The sequence below is a fragment of the Pigmentiphaga sp. CHJ604 genome, assembly GCF_036972535.1.
In the GTDB taxonomy this organism is placed as follows: Bacteria; Pseudomonadota; Gammaproteobacteria; order Burkholderiales; family Burkholderiaceae_B; genus Pigmentiphaga; species Pigmentiphaga daeguensis.
In genome coordinates, this window is the sequence record NZ_CP136998.1 from 3,900,119 (window position 1) to 3,922,174 (window position 22,056).

23 protein-coding genes are annotated in these 22,056 nt (G+C 68.0%); 9 read left to right on the forward strand and 14 right to left on the reverse strand.

Annotation, left to right across the window (positions count from 1 at the left end):
- Nucleotides 1-42 precede the first annotated feature (42 nt).
- Together R4823_RS18810 and purN are read right to left on the reverse strand one after the other, a co-directional pair.
- On the reverse strand, nt 43-1,563 hold the full coding sequence (locus tag R4823_RS18810) for an RsmB/NOP family class I SAM-dependent RNA methyltransferase (protein WP_338615791.1): 1,521 nt from the start codon (nt 1,561-1,563) through the stop codon (nt 43-45).
- Complete coding sequence (gene purN / locus R4823_RS18815; protein ID WP_087839593.1) at nt 1,560-2,258, reverse strand: phosphoribosylglycinamide formyltransferase; 699 nt, start codon at nt 2,256-2,258, stop codon at nt 1,560-1,562. The genes R4823_RS18810 and purN overlap by 4 nt, the downstream gene beginning before the upstream one ends.
- A 164-nt stretch (nt 2,259-2,422) precedes the next feature.
- Between purN and R4823_RS18820 the strand changes: the two genes are divergently transcribed.
- The 3 genes from R4823_RS18820 to lspA all read left to right on the forward strand — a co-directional run bounded on the left by R4823_RS18820 (nt 2,423) and on the right by lspA (nt 6,893).
- Nucleotides 2,423-3,418 carry a bifunctional riboflavin kinase/FAD synthetase gene (locus R4823_RS18820; RefSeq protein WP_338619205.1) on the forward strand — a complete coding sequence of 332 codons (996 nt, stop codon included), beginning with the start codon at nt 2,423-2,425 and terminating at the stop codon, nt 3,416-3,418.
- 167 nt (nt 3,419-3,585) lie between these two features.
- On the forward strand, nt 3,586-6,402 hold the full coding sequence (gene ileS, locus R4823_RS18825) for an isoleucine--tRNA ligase (RefSeq protein WP_338615793.1): 2,817 nt from the start codon (nt 3,586-3,588) through the stop codon (nt 6,400-6,402).
- Entirely contained in the window at nt 6,402-6,893 is a 492-nt protein-coding gene (gene lspA / locus R4823_RS18830; protein ID WP_087839595.1) for a signal peptidase II, read from the forward strand. The genes ileS and lspA overlap by 1 nt, the downstream gene beginning before the upstream one ends.
- Nucleotides 6,894-6,901: 8 nt before the next feature.
- Here the strand turns inward: lspA and R4823_RS18835 are convergent, their stop codons facing one another.
- Both R4823_RS18835 and R4823_RS18840 read right to left on the reverse strand, forming a co-directional pair.
- Complete coding sequence (locus tag R4823_RS18835; RefSeq protein ID WP_087839596.1) at nt 6,902-7,216, reverse strand: type II toxin-antitoxin system RelE/ParE family toxin; 315 nt, start codon at nt 7,214-7,216, stop codon at nt 6,902-6,904.
- On the reverse strand, nt 7,217-7,468 hold the full coding sequence (locus R4823_RS18840) for a type II toxin-antitoxin system prevent-host-death family antitoxin (RefSeq protein WP_087839597.1): 252 nt from the start codon (nt 7,466-7,468) through the stop codon (nt 7,217-7,219).
- 179 nt (nt 7,469-7,647) lie between these two features.
- Here R4823_RS18840 and coaBC point away from each other — a divergent pair, with 179 nt between their 5' ends.
- Genes coaBC through R4823_RS18860 form a run of 4 tightly spaced genes read left to right on the forward strand, consistent with a single transcriptional unit; the run spans nt 7,648 to nt 10,589 of the window.
- Complete coding sequence (gene coaBC / locus R4823_RS18845; protein WP_087839598.1) at nt 7,648-8,838, forward strand: bifunctional phosphopantothenoylcysteine decarboxylase/phosphopantothenate--cysteine ligase CoaBC; 1,191 nt, start codon at nt 7,648-7,650, stop codon at nt 8,836-8,838.
- 20 nt (nt 8,839-8,858) lie between these two features.
- Nucleotides 8,859-9,416, forward strand: a complete 558-nt coding sequence (locus R4823_RS18850; protein WP_132979317.1) for a hypothetical protein — start codon at nt 8,859-8,861, stop codon at nt 9,414-9,416.
- Nucleotides 9,413-9,862, forward strand: a complete 450-nt coding sequence (dut, locus tag R4823_RS18855) for a dUTP diphosphatase (protein ID WP_087839600.1) — start codon at nt 9,413-9,415, stop codon at nt 9,860-9,862. Before R4823_RS18850 ends, dut begins: the two co-directional genes overlap by 4 nt.
- 10 nt (nt 9,863-9,872) lie before the next feature.
- Complete coding sequence (locus R4823_RS18860) at nt 9,873-10,589, forward strand: GntR family transcriptional regulator (RefSeq protein WP_087839601.1); 717 nt, start codon at nt 9,873-9,875, stop codon at nt 10,587-10,589.
- A 13-nt stretch (nt 10,590-10,602) separates the two neighbouring features.
- Here R4823_RS18860 and R4823_RS18865 read toward each other — a convergent pair whose 3' ends face one another.
- The 6 genes from R4823_RS18865 to R4823_RS18890 form a co-directional block, all read right to left on the reverse strand.
- Nucleotides 10,603-11,346 (reverse strand): SDR family oxidoreductase, encoded by a 744-nt coding sequence (locus tag R4823_RS18865; RefSeq protein ID WP_132979318.1) that lies wholly within the window; start codon nt 11,344-11,346, stop codon nt 10,603-10,605.
- A 4-nt stretch (nt 11,347-11,350) separates the two neighbouring features.
- The gene (locus R4823_RS18870; RefSeq protein ID WP_087839603.1) at nt 11,351-12,325 is read right to left on the reverse strand and encodes a tripartite tricarboxylate transporter substrate binding protein; all 975 of its coding nucleotides are present in this window, start codon (nt 12,323-12,325) and stop codon (nt 11,351-11,353) included.
- Nucleotides 12,326-12,407: 82 nt separating this feature from the next.
- Entirely contained in the window at nt 12,408-13,829 is a 1,422-nt protein-coding gene (locus R4823_RS18875) for an MmgE/PrpD family protein (RefSeq protein ID WP_279817432.1), read from the reverse strand.
- 33 nt (nt 13,830-13,862) lie between these two features.
- The gene (locus tag R4823_RS18880) at nt 13,863-14,702 is read right to left on the reverse strand and encodes a fumarylacetoacetate hydrolase family protein (RefSeq protein ID WP_338615804.1); all 840 of its coding nucleotides are present in this window, start codon (nt 14,700-14,702) and stop codon (nt 13,863-13,865) included.
- Between the two features lie 19 nt (nt 14,703-14,721).
- Entirely contained in the window at nt 14,722-15,204 is a 483-nt protein-coding gene (locus R4823_RS18885; RefSeq protein WP_338615806.1) for an aromatic-ring-hydroxylating dioxygenase subunit beta, read from the reverse strand.
- A gap of 26 nt (nt 15,205-15,230) precedes the next feature.
- On the reverse strand, nt 15,231-16,538 hold the full coding sequence (locus tag R4823_RS18890) for a Rieske 2Fe-2S domain-containing protein (protein ID WP_087839607.1): 1,308 nt from the start codon (nt 16,536-16,538) through the stop codon (nt 15,231-15,233).
- A 131-nt stretch (nt 16,539-16,669) separates the two neighbouring features.
- Here R4823_RS18890 and R4823_RS18895 point away from each other — a divergent pair, with 131 nt between their 5' ends.
- Together R4823_RS18895 and R4823_RS18900 are read left to right on the forward strand one after the other, a co-directional pair.
- Nucleotides 16,670-17,458, forward strand: coding sequence for an aldolase/citrate lyase family protein (locus R4823_RS18895; RefSeq protein ID WP_338615809.1), 789 nt, complete (start codon nt 16,670-16,672; stop codon nt 17,456-17,458).
- A gap of 108 nt (nt 17,459-17,566) precedes the next feature.
- Complete coding sequence (locus R4823_RS18900; RefSeq protein WP_087839609.1) at nt 17,567-18,166, forward strand: DUF2239 family protein; 600 nt, start codon at nt 17,567-17,569, stop codon at nt 18,164-18,166.
- Here R4823_RS18900 and R4823_RS18905 read toward each other — a convergent pair.
- Genes R4823_RS18905 through R4823_RS18920 form a run of 4 tightly spaced genes read right to left on the reverse strand, consistent with a single transcriptional unit; the run spans nt 18,153 to nt 22,048 of the window.
- The gene (locus R4823_RS18905; protein ID WP_087783379.1) at nt 18,153-18,374 is read right to left on the reverse strand and encodes an acetyl-CoA carboxylase biotin carboxyl carrier protein subunit; all 222 of its coding nucleotides are present in this window, start codon (nt 18,372-18,374) and stop codon (nt 18,153-18,155) included. The two genes, R4823_RS18900 and R4823_RS18905, sit on opposite strands and share 14 nt — an antisense overlap.
- A gap of 30 nt (nt 18,375-18,404) precedes the next feature.
- The gene (locus tag R4823_RS18910) at nt 18,405-19,778 is read right to left on the reverse strand and encodes a biotin carboxylase N-terminal domain-containing protein (RefSeq protein WP_087839610.1); all 1,374 of its coding nucleotides are present in this window, start codon (nt 19,776-19,778) and stop codon (nt 18,405-18,407) included.
- A gap of 12 nt (nt 19,779-19,790) precedes the next feature.
- The gene (locus tag R4823_RS18915) at nt 19,791-21,029 is read right to left on the reverse strand and encodes a CaiB/BaiF CoA-transferase family protein (protein ID WP_279817439.1); all 1,239 of its coding nucleotides are present in this window, start codon (nt 21,027-21,029) and stop codon (nt 19,791-19,793) included.
- A complete protein-coding gene (locus tag R4823_RS18920; protein WP_165963077.1) occupies nt 21,026-22,048 on the reverse strand; it encodes a tripartite tricarboxylate transporter substrate binding protein in 1,023 nt (340 codons plus the stop codon). The genes R4823_RS18915 and R4823_RS18920 overlap by 4 nt, the downstream gene beginning before the upstream one ends.
- Between the last annotated feature and the right edge of the window lie 8 nt (nt 22,049-22,056).

The following is a 22,056-nucleotide window of genomic DNA, read 5'->3' on the forward strand; positions in this document are numbered from 1 at the left end:
CGACCCCTTTCAAAGAGGGGGATAACCCTAATTCAAACAGGGTTATAGATCCTCTTGGCCAGGGCTCGGCGCCGATCCGGTCGCCGCGTCCTGGGTAGGCTGGCCGTCCGGGCCCTCGATTTCATCGCCCAGGCCCGCCACTTCCGCATCCGGCTCGGGCAGTTCGGCCTGCGCCGCTGCAACCTGGACGGCTGCCGGACCGTGGCGCCGTTGAAACACCGCGGCAAAGAAGCCATCGGTGCCGTGCACGTCGGGACGCAGTTTCAGATAGGGCCCGGGCAGCGACAGCGCCCCTGCCCGATCGGCCAGCAGCTCGGGGGCCGACAGCAGCTCGAATTCGGGGTGGGCGGCCAGGAACGCCTCGACCTGCCCTTCGTTCTCGACGCGCAGGATGCTGCAGGTCGCATAGACCAGCCGGCCGCCGGGGGCCACGCAGCGCGCGGCCGACGCCAGGATGCTGCGCTGGAGCGCGCACAGGTCGGACACGCTCTCGGGGCTCTGGCGCCATTTCAGGTCGGGATTGCGCCGCAGCGTCCCGGTGCCGCTGCACGGTGCATCCACCAGCACCCGGTGCGCCTTGCGCGCCAGGCGCTTGACGCGGGCGTCGTTCTCGTTGGCGATCACCACCGGCACGACGTTGGACAACCCGCTGCGCGCCAGGCGAGGCTTGAAGCGCGCCAGCCGGGTGTGCGAGACGTCCAGGGCATACAGCCGCCCGGTCGAACGCATCAGCGCCCCCAGCAACAGCGTCTTGCCGCCGGCGCCGGCGCAGAAGTCGATCACCATTTCCCCGCGCCGGGGAGCGACCAGCAGCGCGAGCAACTGGCTGCCCTCGTCCTGGACCTCGATGCTGCCATCCTCGAAGCGCGCCCATCGGGTCAGTGCCGGCCGGCCCTGCAGCCGGATGCCGAACGGCGAATACGGCGTCGGTTCGGCCATGTCGGCAGCCACGCCCGCCCGCAGTTCGGCCAGGATGGTTTCGCGATCGGCCTTCATCGGATTGACGCGGATGTCCAGCGGCGCGGCGCGATTGAGCGCGGCCAGCAGGCTGTCGCTGTCCGGTTCGATGGCCAGCGCCTCGGACAGCCAGTCGGGAATGCTCAGGCGGATCTCGCGCGGCAGTGCCGCCTGGTCGATGGCGGACACGCGGCGCAGCCAATCGGCCTCATCGGCATCGAGGGCCGGCAGGATTCCGTCGCGGCCCAGCGTGGACGCCAGCCCCAGGATGGCCAGGCGGCGCGTGGCCGCGCCCCGCCCGCCCTCGGCCACGTGGCGGTAGCGCCGCAGGTGGCGCAGCACGTCGTAGACCGCCTCGGCCACCGTGCCGCGATCGCGCCCGCCCAGCTTGGGGTGGTCGCGGAACCAGCGGGACAGCACCTGGTCGGCCGGGCCGGACCATTGCAGGATCTCGCCCAGCGCGGAGCGCACCTGCTCGATGCGCTGCGCGACGGGATTGGCGCCCGCCGTGGCGGCGCGCCGCGCGCCGGGCCGTGCCTGCTGGCCACCGGGGCGCCGCCCGCCCTGGGCCTGCCGTGCTGAAGAACTCGAACGCTCGGATGTCATGCCTCGTCTCCCCGCGAAACTGCCGCCGCCCGCGGCGCCAGGCCGAACGCGCGGTCGGCCACGCCGTCCACCGTGACCTTGCCGTCTTGCAGCTCCACCCGCCCATGCGCCAGCCAGGACGCCACGGCCGGATAGACCACGTGCTCGATGGACAGCACGCGCTCGGCCAGGGCGTCTTCGGTATCGCCCTCGCACACCGGTACCACGCCCTGCGCGATCATGGGGCCATGGTCCAGCACCGGCGTGACGAAATGCACGGTGCAGCCGTGGACCCGCACCCCCGCTTCCAGGGCCTGACGGTGGGTGGCCAGGCCCGGAAACAGCGGCAGCAGCGACGGGTGGATGTTGACCAGCCTGCCGGCATAATGCCGCACGAAATCATCGGTGAGTATGCGCATGAAACCGGCCAGCAGCACGTAGTCGGGCTCGAAGGCGTCGATCTCGCGGGCCAACGCGGCATCGAACGAGGCACGATCGGGATGGTCGCGATGGGGCACCACCCGCGTGGGGATGCCCATTGCGGCGGCCCATTCAAGACCGGAGGCCTGTTCGCGGTTGGCGATCACGGCGGCCACCTCGGCGGGCCAGCCCTGGTCGCGGCAGGCCTGCGTGATGGATTGCATGTTGCTGCCGCGGCCGGAAATCAGGATGACGAAACGGCACCGGCGGGCCGGGGAAAAATGAGAGGCTTTCACCGGAGGATTGTAGCATCGGGGCCGACTCGACCCGGCGTCTCCAGCGGCCCGATGGCGACGCGCCTATAATCAAGGACCTGCCCCCCGGCAGCTAGAATTCGACTCCCAGCTACCGCTTTGTCACCGGCTTGAATCCGTCCGCCCCATCCGCTTCGCCGTCCGCCCTGCGTATATTCCGGGGCCTGCCGCCGCCTTCGCTGCGCCGTCCGTGCGCGCTGGCGATCGGCAACTTCGACGGCGTGCACCGTGGCCACCAGGCCATCCTGGCCCGGGTGCGCGAGGCGGCCCAGGCCCGGGACCTCGTGCCGACGGTCATGACCTTCGAGCCCCACCCCCGGGAATTCTTCGCCGAACTGCACAAGCGCCCCGAACTGGCACCCACCCGCATCGCCGGATTGCGCGACGAACTGTGTGCCCTGGCCCGCTACGGCATGCGGCACGTGGTGGTGGAACGCTTCAATGAACGCCTGGCCTCCATGCCCGCCCAGGCCTTCATCGACCGGCTGCTGATCGAGGGCCTGCACGTGAAATGGCTGCTGGTGGGGGACGACTTCCGCTTCGGCGCCCACCGCACCGGCGACATCGCGCTGCTGCGCGCCAACGCCACGCGCCATGGCTTCGAGGTCGAGTCCATGGAGTCGGTCACCGACCAGGGCCAGCGCATTTCCAGTTCCGCCATCCGCACGGCGCTGGCGGTCGGCGACCTGGACCGCGCCGCCGAGCTGCTGGGCCACCCCTACAGCGTCAGCGGCCACGTCATCCACGGCCAGAAACTGGGCCGCACACTGGGCTTTCCCACGCTGAACCTGCGCGTCTCGCGCCGCTGCCCGGCCTTGTCCGGCATCTTCGTCGTGCAGGTGCACGGGCTGGCCTCCCGGCCGTTGCCCGGCGTGGCCAGCCTGGGGGTGCGCCCCACGGTCGACGACAGCGGGCGTGTCCTGCTGGAAGTCCACGTGTTCGATTTCAGCGGCAACGCTTACGGTAAACTCGTGCAGGTGGAATTCCTGAAAAAGCTGCGCGACGAAGAAAAATTCGTCGATCTGCCGACGCTGAAAGCGGCGATCGAGGACGACGCGCGCCAGGCCCGGGCCTATTTCGCGTCCAGCCACCTGGGCCAGGCCGATCTGGCCACTTCCGCGACCGATCGAATTAGTAGTTAGGCCCCCCCCTACGCGCTGACGCGCGCCCCCCAGGGGGCGATGCGGGTGGACCGGCGGAGCCGGATCCACCGCATCCTGGGCGCTGCCAAGCTGGCGGCGCGGCCCACGATATTTGTGAAGCTTGCCTGCCCCGCGGACGGGGCCGATGTGCAAAATCCTGTTTTTCCATGGACTATAAGAAAACTCTCAACCTTCCCGACACTCCGTTCCCCATGCGCGGCGATCTCGCCAAGCGCGAGCCCGGCTGGGTCGCGGCCTGGGAAGAGAAGCATCTGTACCAGGCCATCCGCGCGGCCAGCGCCGGACGGCCGCGTTTCGTTCTGCATGACGGCCCGCCCTACGCCAACGGCGACATCCACCTGGGACACGCGGTCAACAAGATCCTGAAGGACATCATCGTCAAGAGCCGCACGCTGGCCGGCTTCGATGCGCCCTACGTGCCGGGCTGGGATTGCCACGGCATGCCCATCGAGATCCAGATCGAGAAGAAATACGGCAAGGGGCTGCCGGTGGCCGAGGTGCAGTCCAAGGCGCGCGCCTACGCGACCGAGCAGATCGACCGCCAGCGCAAGGACTTCAAGCGCCTGGGCGTGCTGGGCGACTGGGATCACCCCTACCTGACCATGAACCCGCGCAACGAAGCCGACGAGCTGCGCGCGCTGGGCACCATCCTTGAAAAAGGCTTCGTCTTCCGCGGCCTGAAGCCGGTGAACTGGTGTTTCGACTGCGGCTCGGCGCTGGCCGAGGCCGAGGTCGAGTACGCCGACCGCACCGACCCCGCCATCGACGTGGCCTTTCCCTTCGCCGATCGCCCCGCGCTGGCCAAGGCCTTCGGGCTGCCCGCGATCGACGAGGAAGGCGCCATCGTCATCTGGACCACGACGCCGTGGACCATCCCCTCCAACCAGGCGCTGAACGTCCACCCCGAGATCGACTACGCGCTGGTGCGCGTGAAGACGCCGCAGGCGTGGGGCACGCTGCTGGTCCTCGCCCGCGAGCGCGTCGAGACCTGCCTGCAGGCCTGGAACCTGGAAGGCGAGATCGTCGCCACCTGCAAGGGCCTGGCCCTGGACCACATCGCCTTCCACCATCCGCTGGCCCGCAAGGACCCGGGCTACGACCGGCTCTCGCCCATCTACCTGGGCGACTACGTGACCCTGGACACCGGTACCGGCATCGTGCATTCGGCGCCGGCCTACGGCATCGAGGACTTCATCTCCTGCAAGAACAACGGCATGCCCGATGCCGACATCATCAGCCCCGTCATGGGCGATGGCCGCTATGCCTCGACGTTGCCGCTGTTCGGCGGCCTGACCATCTGGGATGCCAACCCGAAGATCGTCGCCGCGCTGGAGGAAGCCGGCACGCTGCTCAAGGTCGAGAAGCTGCGCCACAGCTACATGCACTGCTGGCGCCACAAGACGCCCATCATCTACCGCGCCACCAGCCAATGGTTCGCGGGCATGGACATCCTGCCCGCCGAAGGCGGCGGCACGCTGCGCGAACGCGCGCTGGAGGGCATCGAGGCCACCCGCTTCTATCCGTCCTGGGGCAAGGCCCGGCTGCATGCCATGATCGCCAACCGGCCCGACTGGACGCTGTCGCGCCAGCGCCAATGGGGCGTTCCCATGGCCTTCTTCGTGCACCGCGAAACGGGCGAGCTGCACCCCCGCACGCCCGAGCTCATCGAACAGGTCGCACAACGCATCGAGCAGGGCGGCATCGAGGCCTGGCAATCGCTGGATCCGCGCGAACTGCTGGGCGACGAGGCCAACCTGTACGAGAAGAATCGCGACACGCTGGACGTGTGGTTCGATTCCGGCACCACCCACCAGACCGTGCTGCGCGGCTCGCATGCCGCCGACGGCGCCTGGCCGGCCGACCTGTACCTGGAAGGTTCGGACCAGCACCGCGGCTGGTTCCACTCGTCGCTGCTGACCAGCTGCATGCTGAACGGCACGCCGCCCTACAAAGCCCTGCTCACCCACGGCTTCACCGTGGACGGACAAGGCCGCAAGATGAGCAAGTCGCTGGGCAACACGCTGGCGCCGCAGAAGATCTCCGACACGCTGGGCGCCGAGATCCTGCGCCTGTGGATCGCCAGCACCGACTACTCGGGCGAGCTGTCGATCTCGGACGAGATCCTCAAGCGTGTGGTGGAATCGTATCGCCGCATCCGCAACACGCTGCGCTTCCTGCTGGCCAACCTGAGCGACTTCGATATCGCCACCCAGGCCGTGCCCGACGCGCAGATGTTCGAGATCGACCGCTACGCGCTGGCCATGACGGCCCGCCTGCAGGAAGAAATCACGGCGCTGTACGACCGCTATGAATTCCACCCGGCCACGGCGCGGCTGCAGACCTTCTGCTCGGAAGACCTGGGCGCGTTCTACCTCGACATCCTGAAGGACCGCCTCTACACCACCGCCCCTGCCAGCGTGGCGCGGCGGTCGGCGCAGACGGCGCTCTGGCACGTCACGCAGGCGCTGCTCAAGCTGATGGCGCCCATCCTCTCGTTCACCGCCGAGGAAGCCTGGGCGCTGGTCAAGCAGGGATCGCTCACCATCTTCACGGAAACCTTCCATGCGGTGCCGGCCCAGCCGGACGCCGGGGCCCTGCTCGAGAAATGGGGCCGCCTGCGCCACTTGCGCGGGGAAGTCACCAAGAAGCTGGAGGAAGTTCGTGCGGCGGGCGGCATCGGCTCCTCGTTGCAGGCCGAGATCGACATCCACGCGCCGGCATCCGACTACGCGCTGCTTTCCAGCCTGGGCGAGGACCTGCGCTTCGTGCTGATCGTCTCGCGCGTGGGCGTGCATGCCGCCGAGGGTGAACTGCGGATCGACGTCGCGCCGTCCGGCCACAAGAAGTGCGAGCGTTGCTGGCACTGGCGCGAGGACGTGGGCGTCGATCCCGAACAGCCCGAGATCTGCGGCCGCTGCGTCGCCAATCTCGAGGGCACGGGCGAACCGCGCGAGTTCGCCTGATGGGCGCGCCCGTCCCGCGTTCCCGGCTGGCCGCCTGGCTGGCCATCGCCGCGCTCATCATCGTCGCCGACCAGGTCACCAAGGTCGCGGTGGACAAGCTGTTCGCCTACGGCGAGCGGCTGCCGCTGCTGCCGGTGCTGGACCTCACACTGCTGTACAACCGCGGCGCGGCCTTCAGCTTCCTGGCCGGCGCCGACGGCTGGCAACGCTGGTTCTTCACCATCCTGGCGCTGGCGGTGTCCGGCTTCATCGTCTGGATGCTGTCCCGCCACGGCCACCAGCGGCTGTTCTCGTGGGCACTGACCCTGATCCTGGGCGGTGCCCTGGGCAACGTGATCGACCGCTTCATCCACGGCCACGTCATCGACTTCGTGCTGGTGCACTACGGCGACTGGTTCTTCCCCGCGTTCAACCTGGCGGATTCGGCCATCACGGTGGGCGCGGTGCTGTTGATCATCGATGAAGTAAGGAAGAAACCTTCCTCTGCATAATAGAGCAGCTACTTGTCCACGTTGCGGCCGGACTCCAGCATTTCGGCCGCGGCTTCGTAGATCCCACCATCTCGGCGCCCCACAACCAGAACGACAATGTCTGGTGGGGTCGCCTCGTCCCGCACCAAATAGACCAATCTGTAGCCGACGCCGCGTAGCTTGATCTTGTAGCAATCGACCAAGGGCGGGCGAAGTTGTGAGCCTGGTAGCCGTGGAGTCTCCAGCCGTTTTTTCAACGCGGCTTTGAACAGGGTCCTGAGAGAACCATCCAACCCATCCCACTCTTGCCGAGCCTCAGGCAGGAAGAATAGTTTGTACGACATTTACAGGTCGTCGAGGCTGACTTCGACGGCCTGGTCGAGGGACTTCAGGCGCGAGCGCACCAATGGTTCGAGTTGGCGTTCGTCGTACAACTCGGCCATTTGCGCCATGAGCTCCGGGGAGACGGTGTAGAAGGCAGGGCGATTATGGTTGAGCACGGCTACCGGCTGCCCATGGGCCTCCTCGACCACCTTGCCAGGGTTCTGCTTGAACTCGGAGATGCTGACGGTCAGCAAGCTATGGATCTCTTCCATGCAGCCTCCTAAATAGGGCTAAATTTAGCCCTATTTTGCCAGGGGAGGCGTGTAGTGTCCAGGTTCAAGTAAAGAGCCCGTTCACGCTAAAAGGAACCTCGCAGGCTCCTGCGCGCAGGGGAAGGCGCGGCGAAGTGGCGCCGTATAATGAACCATTCCAATTTCCCCGGCCCGGCCTCATGTCCGACCTCGCCAACAAGCGCTTCGTCCTCGGTATGACCGGCGGCATCGCCTGCTACAAGATCTGCGAGCTGGTGCGGCGCCTGACCGAGCGCGGCGCGACGGTGGACGTGGTCATGACCGAGGCCGCGACGCACTTCGTCACGCCGGTCACGATGCAGGCGCTGTCGGGCCGGCCGGTCTACGTGGACCAGTGGGATGCGCGCATGCCCAACAACATGGCGCACATCAACCTGACGCGCGGGGCGGACGCGGTATTGATCGCGCCTGCCAGCACCGATTTCCTGGCCAAGCTGGCGCACGGCATGGCGGACGACCTGTTGTCCACGCTGTGCGTGGCCCGCGCCTGCCCGCTGCTGGTGGTGCCGGCGATGAACCGCGAGATGTGGGCCAATCCGGCCACCCAGCGCAACGCCGCGCAGCTGCGCGCGGACGGCGTCACGCTGCTGGGCCCGGCCGAAGGCGATCAGGCCTGCGGCGAAGTCGGTTCCGGCCGCATGCTGGAACCGCACGAGATCCTCGAGGACCTGATCGCCCACTTCCAGCCCAAGGTGCTGGCCGGCAAGCGGGTGCTGGTCACGGCCGGCCCCACGTCCGAACCCATCGACCCGGTACGAGTGCTGACCAATGTTTCCTCGGGCAAGATGGGCTATGCCATCGCGCGCGCGGCACGCGAGGCGGGCGCCGAGGTCACGCTGGTGTCCGGCCCCACCGCACTGGCCGCGCCACGCGGGGTGCGCCGGGTGGACGTGACGACCGCGCGCGACATGCTCGATGCCGTGATGGCTGGCGTGCCGGATGCCGACATCTTCGTGGCCGTCGCGGCGGTGGCCGACTGGCGGGTCAAGGAGGTCAGCGCCAGCAAGCTGAAGAAAACCGACGGCCGGCCGCCGGCCCTGGAGTTCGTGCAGAACCCCGACATCCTGGGCACCGTGGCGGCCCTGCCACGCCCGCCCTATTGCGTGGGCTTCGCCGCCGAGACCGAGGACCTGGCCCGCCATGCCGCCGAGAAGCGCGCGCGCAAGCGCGTGCCGCTGCTGGTGGGCAACCTGGCCCAGGACGTGCTGGGCCGCGACGACACCACCCTGGTACTGTACGACGACGCCGGCGAACATCCGCTGGCCCGCCTGTCCAAGCTCGCGGCCGCGCGGCAGCTGGTGGCAGAAATCGGCCGGCGCGCCGGCTCGTGAACGATCCGAGGAGGACCGTCATGCCCTTCGACGCGGAACCCCCCAACGGCGACTACGCCGCCTATATCGACAAGATGGTCAATCGCGGTGCCGGCACGCCGGGCGCGCAGGGCCTGCTCAAGACCGGCACGGGCGGCTTCCGGCCGGCGCTGCGGCTGCCGGGCGCGCAGAAGGACACGCGCAGCCCCGGCCAGCAATACACCGCGGGCACCGGCATCCCGTCCGCGCCCACGGCGCCCTCTGCACCCTCGGCCAACATGCCGGCCGGCGTCAGCGAGCCGGCCTCGCGCGCCACGCTGGCGGCCCAGGGCAACAGCGCGGTCAAGGGCACCGTCCAGATCCTGCTGGGCGTGCTGTTCGGCTTCCTGACCATGGGCAGCATCGCCGCGGCGCTCATGGACCACGACCCGCTCGAACCCTTCAACATCGTCCGCACCCTCATCCTGTTCTTCGTCGCGCGCTCGCTGTTCCGCCGGGGCCGCCAGACGCTGCGCGGCGCTCAGGGCATACCCGGCACGACGCTGCCGCCCTTCGTGCCTCCCAACCGCAATCAACGCTCCTCCCATCGCAACGCATGAAATCCGTAGACCTGAAGATCCTCGACGCGCGCATGCGCGACTACCTGCCCGCCTACGCCACCCCCGGTTCCGCCGGCCTGGACCTGCGCGCCTGCCTGGATGCGCCGCAGACGATCCAGCCCGGCCAGACCGTGCTGGTGCCGACGGGCCTGGCCGTCCACATCGCCGATCCCGGCTACGCCGCGATGATCCTGCCGCGCTCGGGCCTGGGCCACAAGCACGGCATCGTGCTGGGCAACCTGGTCGGTCTGATCGATTCCGACTACCAGGGGCAGTTGATGGTGTCCACCTGGAACCGTGGCCAGGAAGCGTTCGTGCTCCAGCCCATGGAGCGCCTGGCGCAGATGATCATTGTGCCGGTGGCCCAGGTGAGCTTCAACGTGGTGGACGATTTCACGGAATCCGACCGCGGCGCGGGCGGGTTCGGAAGCACCGGCAAGCATTGACCGCGCGTCCATGGCGAAGACCGACGGCGCGGGCGCCGAGACCGACCTCGAGGCAGTGCGCATCTACGAAGCGCTGCGCAAATGCATTTTCCAGGGCGAGTTCCAACCCGGCCACGAGCTGAACCAGGTCCATATTTCCCAGAAATATGGCGTCAGCCGCACGCCGGTGCGCGAGGCGCTGCGCATGCTCCAGGCCGACGGGCTGGCCGAGGCGCGGTTCAAGTACCGGATGACGGTCACCCAGCTCACGGCCGAGGAAGTCGACCAGATCTACGGCCTGTGGATCGCCTGCCAGGCCATCGCCACCCAGGTTTCCATGGGGCGGCTGAGCCGCGCCGAACTGGCCGCCTGCAAGAAGGTGGTGGACAGGATGTCGCGCCAGGGCGACGAGCAGTCCAGCCACTGGCGCGACCTGCACCTGGATTTCCACCGTCGCCTGAACCGGCCGGCGGGCAGGATGTACATCGACAAGATGGACGAGTACTGGCACCGGACCGAGCGCGCGCGCTACTCGCTCGAACAGACCTCGCCCTCGCTTTTCGCCGACGACCACGGCGACCATGCCGGCCTGCTGCACGCCTACGAAACCGAAGACCTCCAGGCGGCGCAGCGCATCCAGACCCTGCAGCTCGTGCGCTCGGCCACCGCTTCGATCAAGCTGATCGACCCCGACTACACGCCGGTATTCATGCAGAACGCGGTGGCGGTCCTGCGCGTGCGCCTGTAGTCCGGGGCGAGGTTCAATCCATGAAGCGCCCGCCGGACATGTTCAGCGTTTCCCCCGTGATGTAGCCGGACAGGCGCGAGGCAAGGAACAGGGCGGCCGCGGCGGCCTCCTGCGAGCGTCCCACGCGTCCGACCGGAATGCCCTTGAGCACGTGCTCCAGGTCCTCCCCCGTCTTGGTCACCTGGACGTCGAACAGCGCCGTGGCGATGGCGTTGACCGTGACGCCCTGCGGCGCCAGTTCCGCCGCCAGCGAGCGGGTGAACGCGATCAGGCCGCCCTTGGCCGCGGCATAGGGGCTGACCCCCGGGTGGGCGCCGGTCTTGCCCGACATCGAGCAGAACGACAGCAGGCGCCCGAAGCCGCGCTGCGCCATCCGGGCCGCGGCATCGCGCAGCAACAGCACGGGCAGCACCAGTTCGTCACGCGCGACCTGGGCATACAGCGCCGGATCGATGTCCAGCGCCTTGCCCACCGAGACCGGCGGCGAGACGAAGACCAGGGCATCGAGCGGCCCATTGGCGGCTTCCACCCGATCCAGGAAATCGCCGATCGCGGCCGGCTCCGCATGCACCGGCACGCGGTCGCCGGGCATGTCCGCGACGCCGCCGGGCGACAGGTATCCTGCATGGACCCTGGCCCCATGCGCATCGAAGCCGTCCACCACGGCGGGCCCTACGCCGCCTTCCGCCCCCACCACGAGCACCGACATGCCGGTGACGTCGATCACCGCGGGAAATTGCTGCGCCCCTGTCCGCATCGCCCTACTCCTCGGCCTTGATGTTGTATTGCGCGATGACTTCGCCGTAGCGCCGGAATTCCTTGCCGACGAACTCTCGCATCTCGGCGGTCGTGGATGGCCGCATGGTCAGCCCGAACTTGTCGAGCTGGCCGCGGACGGGTTCGTTGCTCACGATCGCATGGATGTCGCGGTACAGCTTCTCGGCAACCGGCGCGGGCACGCCGGTCGGCAGCATGAAGCCGTACCACGCTTCGGTCGAGAAATCCTTCACGCCCAGTTCGGCGAAGGAAGGAATGTCGGGCGCATGGGAGTTGCGCTGCTCGGCCCCCACGCCCAGCGCCTTCAACTGGCCCGAGGCGAGATAGGGCTTGACGGTATGAGTGGCGATGAAGAACGCCTCGACCTGGCCGCCGATCAGATCGGTCACGGCCGGGGCCGTGCCCTTGTACGGCACGTGCAGGAATTCGGTGCCCGTCTTCTGCTGCAACTGGGCGATGAAGATGTGCGAAGGCGAGCCTATGCCGGCGCTGGCGAACGCCACCTTGCCGCGATTGGCCTTGGCGTAGTCCAGGAACTCCGTCAGCGTGTTGAAGCGCGACTTGCCCGAGACCACTAGCGTCATGTCGCCATAGCCCGCGATGATCAGCGGCTGCAGGTCGCGCATGGGCACGAAGGTATCGGACTTCATCAGGTGCGCGGTGACCGAGATGTTGCTGCCCATGACGCCGACGGTATAGCCGTCGGGCTGCGACTGGGCCAGGACCTGGGCGCCGACGTGGCCCGACGCCCCGAGCCGGTTCTCCACCACCACCGGGACCTTCCAGACCTTCGCCAGCTCTTCCCCGACCAGGCGGGCCAGGCGGTCAGGTCCGGTACCTTGCGAGAAGGGCACGATGAAGCGCACGGCCTTGTTGGGGAAGTCGTCGGCCAGCGCCAGGGACGAACTCGCGGCACAGCACAGGACAAGCAGGAATTTCCAGACTGAACGGGTAAGCATGGCAAGGCCCTCTCATAGAAGCTCTACACGGCACATCCACCGCCAAGCACGCTGCCTGCGCGGCATCCAGAGGCGATGGCTTTCAGGCCACCGTCTCGTCCACCAGTTTCCGTACGTCGACGCAAGCATCGAGATTCGCCACGGCCGAGATCAATGCCTCGGCCTGCGCGGCCCGGCCTGCGCCCAGGTTTTCCTTGAACTTCTCGACCAGGGTGTCGAACGAGATCGGCACGCCGGCCGACCCGGGCGCGGCCTCCCGGCCGCCGCTCCAGCGATTGCCGGCCTCGTCCTCGATCACCACTTCCGACAACAGGTTGGACGGCGAAGCCTGCTCGGCCTGCACCAACCGGACGCGGCCATCCAGCAGCCGGCGCAGCTCGGGCGATTCGCGCAGCGGCGCCTCGAAGCTGGCGGGGCCGATGCCGCCCTGCACCAGCGCGGCCGCGACGATGTAGGGCAGGGAATGGTCGGCGGCCTCGCGCGTGCGGGGCGCGAACGGATCGACGCGGATCTCGTACAGGTGGCGATATACCCCGGGGTCGGCATGCACGGTCACCTTGGCGATCGTGCCGGACGACCGGCCGGCTTCCTGCCATGCGGCACGCGCGCGCAGGGCCGACTGGATGGCGCTCTGCGCGCGCGATCCGACCGGCCAGCGCTTGAAGCTTCCGCGGTCGATGCCTTCGAAGCGCTCGATGCCTTCGAAGCGCCGCATGGCCTGTTCCGCCTCGTCGGGGGTAACCTGCAGCTTGGCGAGATAGCCGAACTTCCCTTCGAAGGGGCGAACCACGCCCTCCACGCCGCACTTGGCCAGGTGGCAGGCGTAGATCGAGTGCCGGACCCCGTCGCCGCCGTTGAAGCGTTTCCACATGGTCAGCTCGCCATGCGCGTCGAACTCGGAAGACTCCGCTTCCAGCGACGGATAGTTCGCATTCACGGTGATCGAGAACGCCTGCCGGAACTGCGCATGATCGAGCTCCAGCATGTCGCCGACCGCGGCCGTGGCGCCCAGCGCGGTCAGGCACGGATAGTCCCAGCCGGCACGGTCGGGATCGATGTAGTCGCTCATGGCGACGATCATCTCGTAGCCCAGGCACAAGGCCCGCGTCACCTCCCGGCCCCCCGCGCCGGCCGACTCGGCCACCGCGATCACGCCCGTCAGGATGTCGCTGGGATGGGCGCCGCCCAGGCGGCCGAGATAGAAATCGTTGAAGTCGTAGGCGCGCAGCGGCGGACTGTTGAGCAGGGCCGCATGCTCGATGCCGACGCGCTCGCCGGTTCCCCACAGCCGGGCCCCGCCCGCGGGCACCGGAAAGCAGGCGGCAAACTTGCGCGCGCACCGGGCGGCGCGATGGTCCAGCGCACCCAGCACCACGCCGAACGAGTCCAGCACGATCTTCCTGACGGCCTCGCGACAGGCGGCATCGATCTCGAAGCGGCGGGAACGGATGCAGAACGCGGCCAGGCGATCAAGAAATGCATCGTTGGGAGAGACGGCGTGCATGCGGGATTCCTGTGGAAAACGGTTGACCGGGGATCAGCGGGTGATGCGGTACTTCTGCGTGCCCAGGCCGGCGATGCCCAGTTCGATCAGCTCGCCGCCCCGCAGGTAGCGCGGAGGCTTCATGCCCAGGCCGACGCCCGCCGGCGTGCCGGTGATGACCAGGTCGCCGGGCTCCAGCGTCATGCACTGGCTCAGGTAGCTGACGATGGCCGGGCAGTTGAAAATCATCTGGCGGGTGTTGCTTTGCTGCACGCGCTCGCCGTTCACCGAGAGCCAGATGTCGAGCGCGTGCACGTCGGCGATCTCGTCCCGGGTCACGAGATAGGGACCGACGGGACAGAAACGGTCGAAGCTCTTGCCCTTGTCCCACTGGCCGCCGCGATCGAGCTGGAAGGCCCGGTCGGACAGGTCGTTCGCCAGCACGTAGCCGAAGATGTTGCCGGCCGCATCACGCTCGGACACGTCGCGGCAGGACTTGCCGATGACGATGCCCAGCTCGACCTCCCAGTCCATCTTCTCGGCCTTCGCCGGCTTCGGTACGTCGTCATACGGTCCCGACAAGGTCGACGGCGCTTTCATGAACACCACGGGTTCGGCCGGAATCGCCATGCCGGATTCCTTGGCATGGTCGACGTAGTTCAGGCCGATGGCGATGATCTTTCCCGGCCGCGCCAGCGGCGGTCCCAGGCGAGGCGTTCCATCGATCCGCGGCAGCCTCTCGGCATCGACCGCGCCCAGGCTGTCCTGGAGGCCGCGCGCCATGGCCTGCGGATCGATGTCCCGCAGCAGCCCGGACAAGTCCCTCAGCCCGCCCTGCCCGTCCAGCATGCCCGGCCGCTCGCATCCTTCGGCGCCGTACCTGACCAGCTTCATGTGCTGTGCTCCCTGAGTATCAATAAATGAAGGCGAGATTGCCTTGCCATCCGGCGCGGTCGAGCAGGTGGACGCGTTTCTCGTGGATCCGGAATCCGCCGTCGGCCCGGCGCAGCAGATAGTCGACGCGGGCCGCGATGGCGTTCTTCTCGCCCAGGCCGACCTGGGTCCAGTCGCCGCCGCGGATCTCGTGGATCAACTGGCTGCTCGATACGGACCAGAGACCGCCGCGTTCGTCGGCCACGACGTTCGAGACGAAGTGCAGCGTGCGCGACGGCGGCTGCTGCGCCGGAAACCAGTGATTGACCAGGTGATACACGCGCTCTTCGCGGGCCATCCTGTCGTCATTGACGATGGCGGCCTGCCGGCCGGGCTGCGCCTGGTCCACCAGCGGCACGATGTAGAGCCCGTCGTCGTCGAACAAGCCGAGCCAGTCGTCGAACTGCCTGTCGTCCAGCAATCGGGCTTCGCGATAAATGAACTGGGTGATGTCTTGCAACATTGCGCTTTCCATGCTCGGTTCCCGCCTCAAGCGTGCTTCGATGCCTGCTGCATCATTTTTTTCCAGGCCCGCCAGAGAGCGCGCTGCGGCGCTTCGCTGGACGGCAGGCCCCGGTAGTCGCCGCTCTCGGTCCGCTCATCGCTGTCCATGCCGCGGTCGAACACCAGCCATTCCACGCTGCTGGCGCGCAGGCCCTGCGTCACGCGCGCGAATATCTCGGTGTCGTCGGTCATGCCGAACCCCGACGGCCCATAGAACCGCTCCTGGCTGCGCAGCATGCCGGCGTTGAATGCCTCGGGCGCGCCTTCGATCTCGTACGGGTAGATCAGCACCTCGGTCTCGTCGACCGAGATCGGGCGCCAGACCCGGATCTGCTGGTGGATCATGCCCATGCTGGGGAATACGGTGGAGGTCGCCTTGGAGGTGATGCCCGCGAAGGCCGCTTCGCCATGCCTATCCAGCAGCTCGCGATACATGCGTCCGAACTCGCCGTCCAGCAGATAGCCGGGATCGGCCGCCGGCACGCGCGCGAAGCCATGCCCTTGCCGGCAGGACCAGGTCTCGCCGCGAAAGCGCTGCTCCCGCATCTCGCGCGAACTGCGTCCCTTGTGCACGCCGAAGTCGCCGGTACTGTCGCCGTATTTCGCCTGCAGCTTCACGAAGGCGCCGTGGGTGTGCATGAAGTGATAGGCATCGACGATGTTCTCGGTCTGCAGCTTCCAGTTGCCCCGGTATCGGCAGACATAGGGCTTGGAGGCGATCGCGATGCGGCCCACGGGCGAGAGGTCGAGCTTGGCGTCGATGACGGTCTTGAGTTCGCCCAGGTAGGAAGCCAGCGGCTGGATGTCCGCATCGAGCGACACGAACAAGAGGCCGCGATAGCTTTCCAGCCGCGGCACGCGCAGCAGGCCTTCCGGTTCGATGAAGTTGGCGCCATAGCCGCCCGGGTCCCCCCGTTCGGACACCAGCCGCGTCCTGCCCGCGAGGTCGAAGATCCAGCCGTGGTACGGGCACCGCATTTCCTGCACGGTCCCCTGGTGCTCGCGCAGCAGCGTCGCGCCGCGATGCACGCAGCGGTTGAAGAAGGCGCCGATCTTTCCTTCCTTGTCGCGGATCACGACGATGGGCTGGCGGCCGACGTATGCCGTCTTGAAACTGCCGGCCGATGGAAACTCGGTCTCGTGTCCGACGTAGATCCAGGTCCGCTCGAAGATGTGCTTCATCTCCAGCTCGAAGACTTCCTCGTCCGTGTACGCCTCGGTGCGAACGAGGAATTGCTGCCCGGGTATCTCGCGGACGTAGTCCCCAACATCGATCTCTGGTGTCCTGCTCATGCTTGCCTTTGACACTATCTCTGTCGTGAAAAAGTGGATACACTTTTAGTCTGTTGGCAGCCAGAATCTTTGTCAATCACTTTTCGTACGAATCCACGCCCATGCGTGAAAACCCCCAACGGGAGGCAGTCATGTCGAAAGTCCTGCGCCTAGCGATCGCCGAGAAGCGAACCGTGTTCGGCGGATGGTGTGCCCTACCTTGCGCGTTCGGCGCGGAACTCCTGGCCGCGGAAGGACTGGACTACGTCTGCGTGGACCAGCAGCACGGCCTGATCGACTATGCCGAGGTCACGCCCATGTTCACCGCCATCGAACGCGCCGGCGGCATTCCCGTGACGCGCGTGCCGGCCGCGACGGACTGGATGATCGCCAAGGCGCTGGACGCCGGCGCGCAAGCCGTGATCGTGCCGATGTGCGAGACGCCTGCGCAGTCGGCCGCGGCCGTCGCGGCCTGCCGCTATCCGCCCGCCGGCATCCGTTCCTACGGCCCCATCCGCTCGGCCCTGGTGCGGCAGGCGCGCGATACGGCCACGCTGGGCGACGAGCCCATGTGCTTCGTAATGATCGAAAGCCGCCGGGGGCTCGACAACCTGGAGGCAATCGTCGCCACGCCGGGCCTGGACGGCATCTATGTCGGTCCCGCCGACCTGGCGCTGGGCCTGGGACTGGAGCCTGACCTGGACAAGCCGGAAAAGGAACACGCCGACGCGGTGGCGGCCATTCTCGAGGCCTGCCGCCGCCATGGCCGCGTGGCCGGCATCCAGTGCTCGGGAGGCGCCTCGGGACGCCGGTATGCCGACCAGGGATTCGGCTTCGTCACCATCGCCAAGGACAGCGCGCTGCTCCAGGCCGGCACGCGGCAGGAACTGGCGCGGGCGCGCGGCGACGCGGCCAATCCCGCGGCATCGGGCTATACCTGAAGCGATCGTTGCGGATCGTCGACATGCCAATAAATTTACCCGGGTGATATTGCAATTTCATTTTTACCCGGGTAAATTATCGCCACATTCTTTCTTGTGGTGAATGCCATGCCTGCCCTTACCTGCACCGCCTTCGGCGGCCACCGCCTGCTCGCGAGCGGCCCCTTGCGCGACGTCGCGCTGGCCGTGCGGCGTGCCGCGCGCGCGCCGGACCACGCGCCGATTCTCATCTTCGACGACGCGACCGGCAAAGCCTTCGACATCGACACGCGCGGCTCGGAACGCGAGGTGCTGGCGCGCCTGGGCCCGCCGCCGTCGGCCGCCCCCGACGAAGCCAGCGCCGCCGGCGAGCCCGCGGCCCCGCGCGGCAAGGGCCGCCCCAAACTTGGCGTGGTCGCGCGCGAGATCACCTTGCTGCCCCGCCACTGGGAATGGTTGAATGCCCAGCCCGGCGGCGCCTCGGTGGCGCTGCGCAAGCTGGTGGAGGAAGCACGCCGCGCCCACGCGGGCCAGGACGAGCAGAGGCGCGCGCGTGAAGCGGCCTACCATTTCATGTCCGCCATGGCGGGCGACCTGCCCGGCTTCGAGGAAGCCGCCCGCGCCCTCTTCGCGGGCGACGGCGAGCGCTTCGCGGCGCTGCTGCGCGACTGGCCGGCGGACGTGCGCGACTACGCGCTGCGCCTGGCGGCGGACGCTACCCCTCGATGACGGCCACGACCTGGCCTTCCTCGACCGGGTCGCCCTCGCCCACGCGCAGCTCCAGCACCGTCCCGGCGACAGGCGCCGGGACGGGGATCTCCATCTTCATGGATTCGACGATCAGCAGCGCCGCTTCCGCATCCACGTTCGCCCCCACGGAAGTCTCCACCTTCCATACGGTGCCGGTGATCTCGGATTGCACTTCGATACGCGCCATGGCGCCCTCCCCTGTCGATGTTCCGCGGGCTCACGCGGCGTTCGCCGCGGCAGCCGCCTTCATGTCCCGCACGACCTCGGCCGCCAGGCCGGTGTCGATATCCGCGTTGACGAACCGTTCGTTGCGCAGCAGCGCGAGCACGAACGGAATATTGGTCTTGACCCCTTCGACCACCGTGGCGCGCAGGGCCTCTTCCAACGCGGCGAGCGCGCGCGGGCGATCCTCCGCATGCACGATGAGCTTGGCGATCATGGGGTCGTAGTACGGCGTGACGCGGCAGCCCTGGGTGTAGCCGGTCTCCACCCGTATGCCGGCACCGGACGGCCATTCCAGCCTGGCCAGCGGTCCTGGCGAAGGCAGGAAGCGCAGCGGGTCCTCGGCATAGATGCGCGCCTCGATCGCGTGGCCGTTCAGGCCGATCGAGGGCGGCAGCACCGCATCCAGCCGCTCGCCGAAGGCCAGCCGCACCTGGGCCTGCACGAGATCGATGCCGGTGACCTCCTCGGTGACCGCGTGCTCCACCTGCAGCCGCGTGTTCATCTCCAGGAAATTGAAGCCGCCCTCGCCGTCGTACAGGGTCTCGACCGTGCCGATCACGTCATAGCGCATGTCGGCCAGGATGCGGGTGAGGCGATCGGCCGCGGCGGCCAGCGCGGCGCGCGGCAGGCCGGGCGCCGACGCTTCTTCCACGACCTTCTGGTGGCGCCGCTGGACCGAGCATTCCCGTTCGTACAGATGCCGCACGTTGCCGTGCCGGTCGGCCAGCACCTGGAACTCGATGTGCCTAGGCCGCTCGACCAGCCGCTCCAGGTAGAGGTCTGCGCAGCCGAAGCTGCGCTGGGACAGCGAACGCGCCTGCGCGACGGCGGCCAGCAGTTGCGCGTCGTCGTGCGCGGCCAGCATCCCTATGCCGCCCCCGCCGCCGGCGGGCTTGACCAATACCGGATAGCCGATGCGCCGCGCGGCCGCGAGGGTCGCTTCGGCATCCTCGTCCAGCAGCCCGGAACTGGGCCCCAGCGGCATGCCGCGCGCGGCCATCAGGTCGCGGGCCCGGGTCTTGTGGCCCATGGCCTCGATCCAGTCCGCGCCGGGCCCGATGAAGGTCGCCCCCTGGGCCGCCACGCGGCGCGCGAAGCCGGCATTCTCGGACAGGAATCCATAGCCGGGATGCAGGCCGTCGGCCCCCGTCTCGGCCAGCACCGCGAGCAGCGCATCCTGGTTCAGGTAGCTGGCGCGCGCATCGGCCGGACCGATCGCTCGGGTCTCGTCGGCCCACGCCAGGTAAGGCAGATCGCGGTCCGCCTCGGAATACACGGCAACGGTACGGATGCCGAGCTGCTTAAGCGCGCGCAGCACGCGGGCCGCGACCGCGCCGCGATTGGCCACCAGCACCTTATGGAACATGGCGCTCGCTCCTCATGCCGCCTCCTTGGGTTCGCCGCAGGCCACGATGCCGCGCTCGACCAGCGCGTCGATCTCGTCGGGCGACAGTTGCAGTTCATCGGCCAACACCTGCCGCGTATCCTGGCCCAGGTCCGGCCCGGTGTGCATGATCCGCCCGGGGGTGTCGCTCAGCCTGGGCACGATGCCGGGATGATGCAGCGAGCCCAGTTCGGGGTGCGGGATTTCCGGCAGCATGCCGCGCGCGGCGAACTGCGGATCCTCGAAGATGTCGGCCATCGTGTAGACCCGCGACACGGGCACTTCCGCCTCGAGCAGCATGCGCTCGATCTCGCTGCCGTCGTGCTGCAGCGTCCATTCGCTGACGACGCTGTTGCAATAGGGGATGTTCGATCCGCGCGCGCGGATCGAGCTCATGCGCGGGTCCTCGATCAGTTCCGGCCGGCCCATGACCGCGATCAGCCGCTCGAAGGTGGGATTGCTGTTGGCCGCGATCAGTACATAGCCGCCGTCGCGGGTGGGATACAGGCTGTTGGGTGCCATGTTGGGCAGGTTGGGCCCCACCCGCTTGGGGATCAGGTTCAGGGTCTTGAAGGCGGGCACGTAGACTTCCATCTGCGTGAAGGCCGTCTCGTACAGGGCCACGTCCACCACCTGCCCCTTGCCGGTGCGGGTCCGGTTCAACAGCGCCGACACCGTGCCGAACGCGGCATAGACCGCCGACAGATAGTCGGTCGTGGCCACCGCCACGCGCGCCGGCGGCCGGTCGGGATCGCCGGTCAGGTGGCGCACGCCGGCCATGGCCTCGCAGATCGCGCCGTAGCCGGGCCGCATCCGGTAGGGACCGGTCTGGCCATAGCCGCTGATGCGCACCATGACCAGGCCCGGGTTGTCGCGCGACAGGTCCTCGTAGCCCAGGCCCAGCCGCTCCATCACACCGGGCCGGTAGTTCTCGACCAGCACGTCGGTCTTGGCCGCCAGCCGGCGCACCAGGTCCCGGCCTTCCGCGGTCTTCAGGTCGATGACCATCGCGCGCTTGTTGCGCAGTGCCGTGGCGGCGTACAGCGACACGTCGCCCACGTGCTTGCCCATGTTGCGCAGCGGATCGCCGCTGGGCGGTTCGATCTTGATGACGTCCGCGCCGAAATCCGCCAGGATGCGCCCGCACGCGGGGCCGGCCACCGTGGAGCAGATCTCGATCGCCTTGTAGCCGCTCAGCGGGCCGGGATGCCCGGTCAGCCTGGCATTGCTCATTTGCCCGCCCCCAGCAATCCCAGCTTGGCGACGATCTCGCGCATGCTCTGGTACTCCTCTTCGTAGAACCGCGCCGCGTCGCGGTGTCCCATGAAATTGGGCCGGCTCTGGTTGGTCTCGGCCAGTTGCTCCCACATCGGCGACTGGCTCATGCGCCGGCACATGTCTTCCCAAAACTGGATCTGGTCCTCAGAGATGCCCTTGGCGGCGACGATGCCCATGGCCGAGCTGAAGGTCGAATCGATGCCCTGCTCCTTCCAGGTCGGCACGTCGGCGAACTGGCCGCCCAGCCGCTGGCCGGCACTGACCGCGAGCACGCGGATCTTGCCGGCCTTCTTCAGCGCGATCACGTTGGGCGTGGTCGCGGCCACCACGTCCAGGTGGCCGCCGACCAGCGCGACCATGGACTCGGCCGAGGACTTGAACGGCGCCACCACGAGCTTGCGCACGTCCACGCCTGCCGCGCCCAGGGCCTTGGCGGTGCCGATGTGGATGTGGTTGCCGATGCTGGTGGCCACGCCTATGCGCTGGCTGGCGGGATCCCTGCGCAGCCGCTCGGCCAGGTCGGCGGCGGACTGTATGGGCGACTCCGTGCGCACCGCCGCCACCACGAACTCGTCCTGGATCACGGCGATGGGGGTCAGGTCCCGATGCGGCAGGATGTCGAGGTTGCCCGTCAGGTAGCTCGAGATGTAGCCGTGGGAATTGATCGACAGATAGTGCGGATCGGCCCGTTTCTGCAACAGCACCTCGAAGGCGATCTTGCCGTTCGCTCCCGGCTTGTTGGTGACCAGGAAGGTCTTGCCGCCCGGCACGTGGCTCTCGTCGTAGAACTGCTTCATCGCGCGGCCGGTCTGGTCCAGCGCGCCGCCCGGCCCGGCCGGCACGACGAACTCCACGTTCTGGTCGGGCCGCCACGCACCCCACGCGGGCCGTGCGGCCGCGCCCAGCAGCAATCCTCCCATGCCCGTCCCCAGCGCGGCGATCGCGCGGCGGCGGCCTTGATAGATAGTCTCCATGCTTCCCT

What these genes read in the sequence shown, in the direction of transcription:
- R4823_RS18910 (WP_087839610.1), bottom strand. Translation starts at nt 19,778, where the DNA reads ATGTTCCATAAGGTGCTGGTGGCCAATCGCGGCGCGGTCGCGGCCCGC.
- dut (WP_087839600.1), top strand. Translation starts at nt 9,413, where the DNA reads ATGAAATCCGTAGACCTGAAGATCCTCGACGCGCGCATGCGCGACTAC.
- R4823_RS18890 (WP_087839607.1), bottom strand. Translation starts at nt 16,538, where the DNA reads ATGAGCAGGACACCAGAGATCGATGTTGGGGACTACGTCCGCGAGATA.
- R4823_RS18850 (WP_132979317.1), top strand. Translation starts at nt 8,859, where the DNA reads ATGCCCTTCGACGCGGAACCCCCCAACGGCGACTACGCCGCCTATATC.
- R4823_RS18900 (WP_087839609.1), top strand. Translation starts at nt 17,567, where the DNA reads ATGCCTGCCCTTACCTGCACCGCCTTCGGCGGCCACCGCCTGCTCGCG.
- R4823_RS18865 (WP_132979318.1), bottom strand. Translation starts at nt 11,346, where the DNA reads ATGCGGACAGGGGCGCAGCAATTTCCCGCGGTGATCGACGTCACCGGC.
- R4823_RS18835 (WP_087839596.1), bottom strand. Translation starts at nt 7,216, where the DNA reads ATGTCGTACAAACTATTCTTCCTGCCTGAGGCTCGGCAAGAGTGGGAT.
- R4823_RS18875 (WP_279817432.1), bottom strand. Translation starts at nt 13,829, where the DNA reads ATGCACGCCGTCTCTCCCAACGATGCATTTCTTGATCGCCTGGCCGCG.
- ileS (WP_338615793.1), top strand. Translation starts at nt 3,586, where the DNA reads ATGGACTATAAGAAAACTCTCAACCTTCCCGACACTCCGTTCCCCATG.
- lspA (WP_087839595.1), top strand. Translation starts at nt 6,402, where the DNA reads ATGGGCGCGCCCGTCCCGCGTTCCCGGCTGGCCGCCTGGCTGGCCATC.
- R4823_RS18895 (WP_338615809.1), top strand. Translation starts at nt 16,670, where the DNA reads ATGTCGAAAGTCCTGCGCCTAGCGATCGCCGAGAAGCGAACCGTGTTC.
- R4823_RS18840 (WP_087839597.1), bottom strand. Translation starts at nt 7,468, where the DNA reads ATGGAAGAGATCCATAGCTTGCTGACCGTCAGCATCTCCGAGTTCAAG.
- R4823_RS18810 (WP_338615791.1), bottom strand. Translation starts at nt 1,563, where the DNA reads ATGACATCCGAGCGTTCGAGTTCTTCAGCACGGCAGGCCCAGGGCGGG.
- R4823_RS18905 (WP_087783379.1), bottom strand. Translation starts at nt 18,374, where the DNA reads ATGGCGCGTATCGAAGTGCAATCCGAGATCACCGGCACCGTATGGAAG.
- coaBC (WP_087839598.1), top strand. Translation starts at nt 7,648, where the DNA reads ATGTCCGACCTCGCCAACAAGCGCTTCGTCCTCGGTATGACCGGCGGC.
- R4823_RS18885 (WP_338615806.1), bottom strand. Translation starts at nt 15,204, where the DNA reads ATGTTGCAAGACATCACCCAGTTCATTTATCGCGAAGCCCGATTGCTG.
- R4823_RS18920 (WP_165963077.1), bottom strand. Translation starts at nt 22,048, where the DNA reads ATGGAGACTATCTATCAAGGCCGCCGCCGCGCGATCGCCGCGCTGGGG.
- R4823_RS18915 (WP_279817439.1), bottom strand. Translation starts at nt 21,029, where the DNA reads ATGAGCAATGCCAGGCTGACCGGGCATCCCGGCCCGCTGAGCGGCTAC.
- R4823_RS18870 (WP_087839603.1), bottom strand. Translation starts at nt 12,325, where the DNA reads ATGCTTACCCGTTCAGTCTGGAAATTCCTGCTTGTCCTGTGCTGTGCC.
- R4823_RS18880 (WP_338615804.1), bottom strand. Translation starts at nt 14,702, where the DNA reads ATGAAGCTGGTCAGGTACGGCGCCGAAGGATGCGAGCGGCCGGGCATG.
- R4823_RS18860 (WP_087839601.1), top strand. Translation starts at nt 9,873, where the DNA reads ATGGCGAAGACCGACGGCGCGGGCGCCGAGACCGACCTCGAGGCAGTG.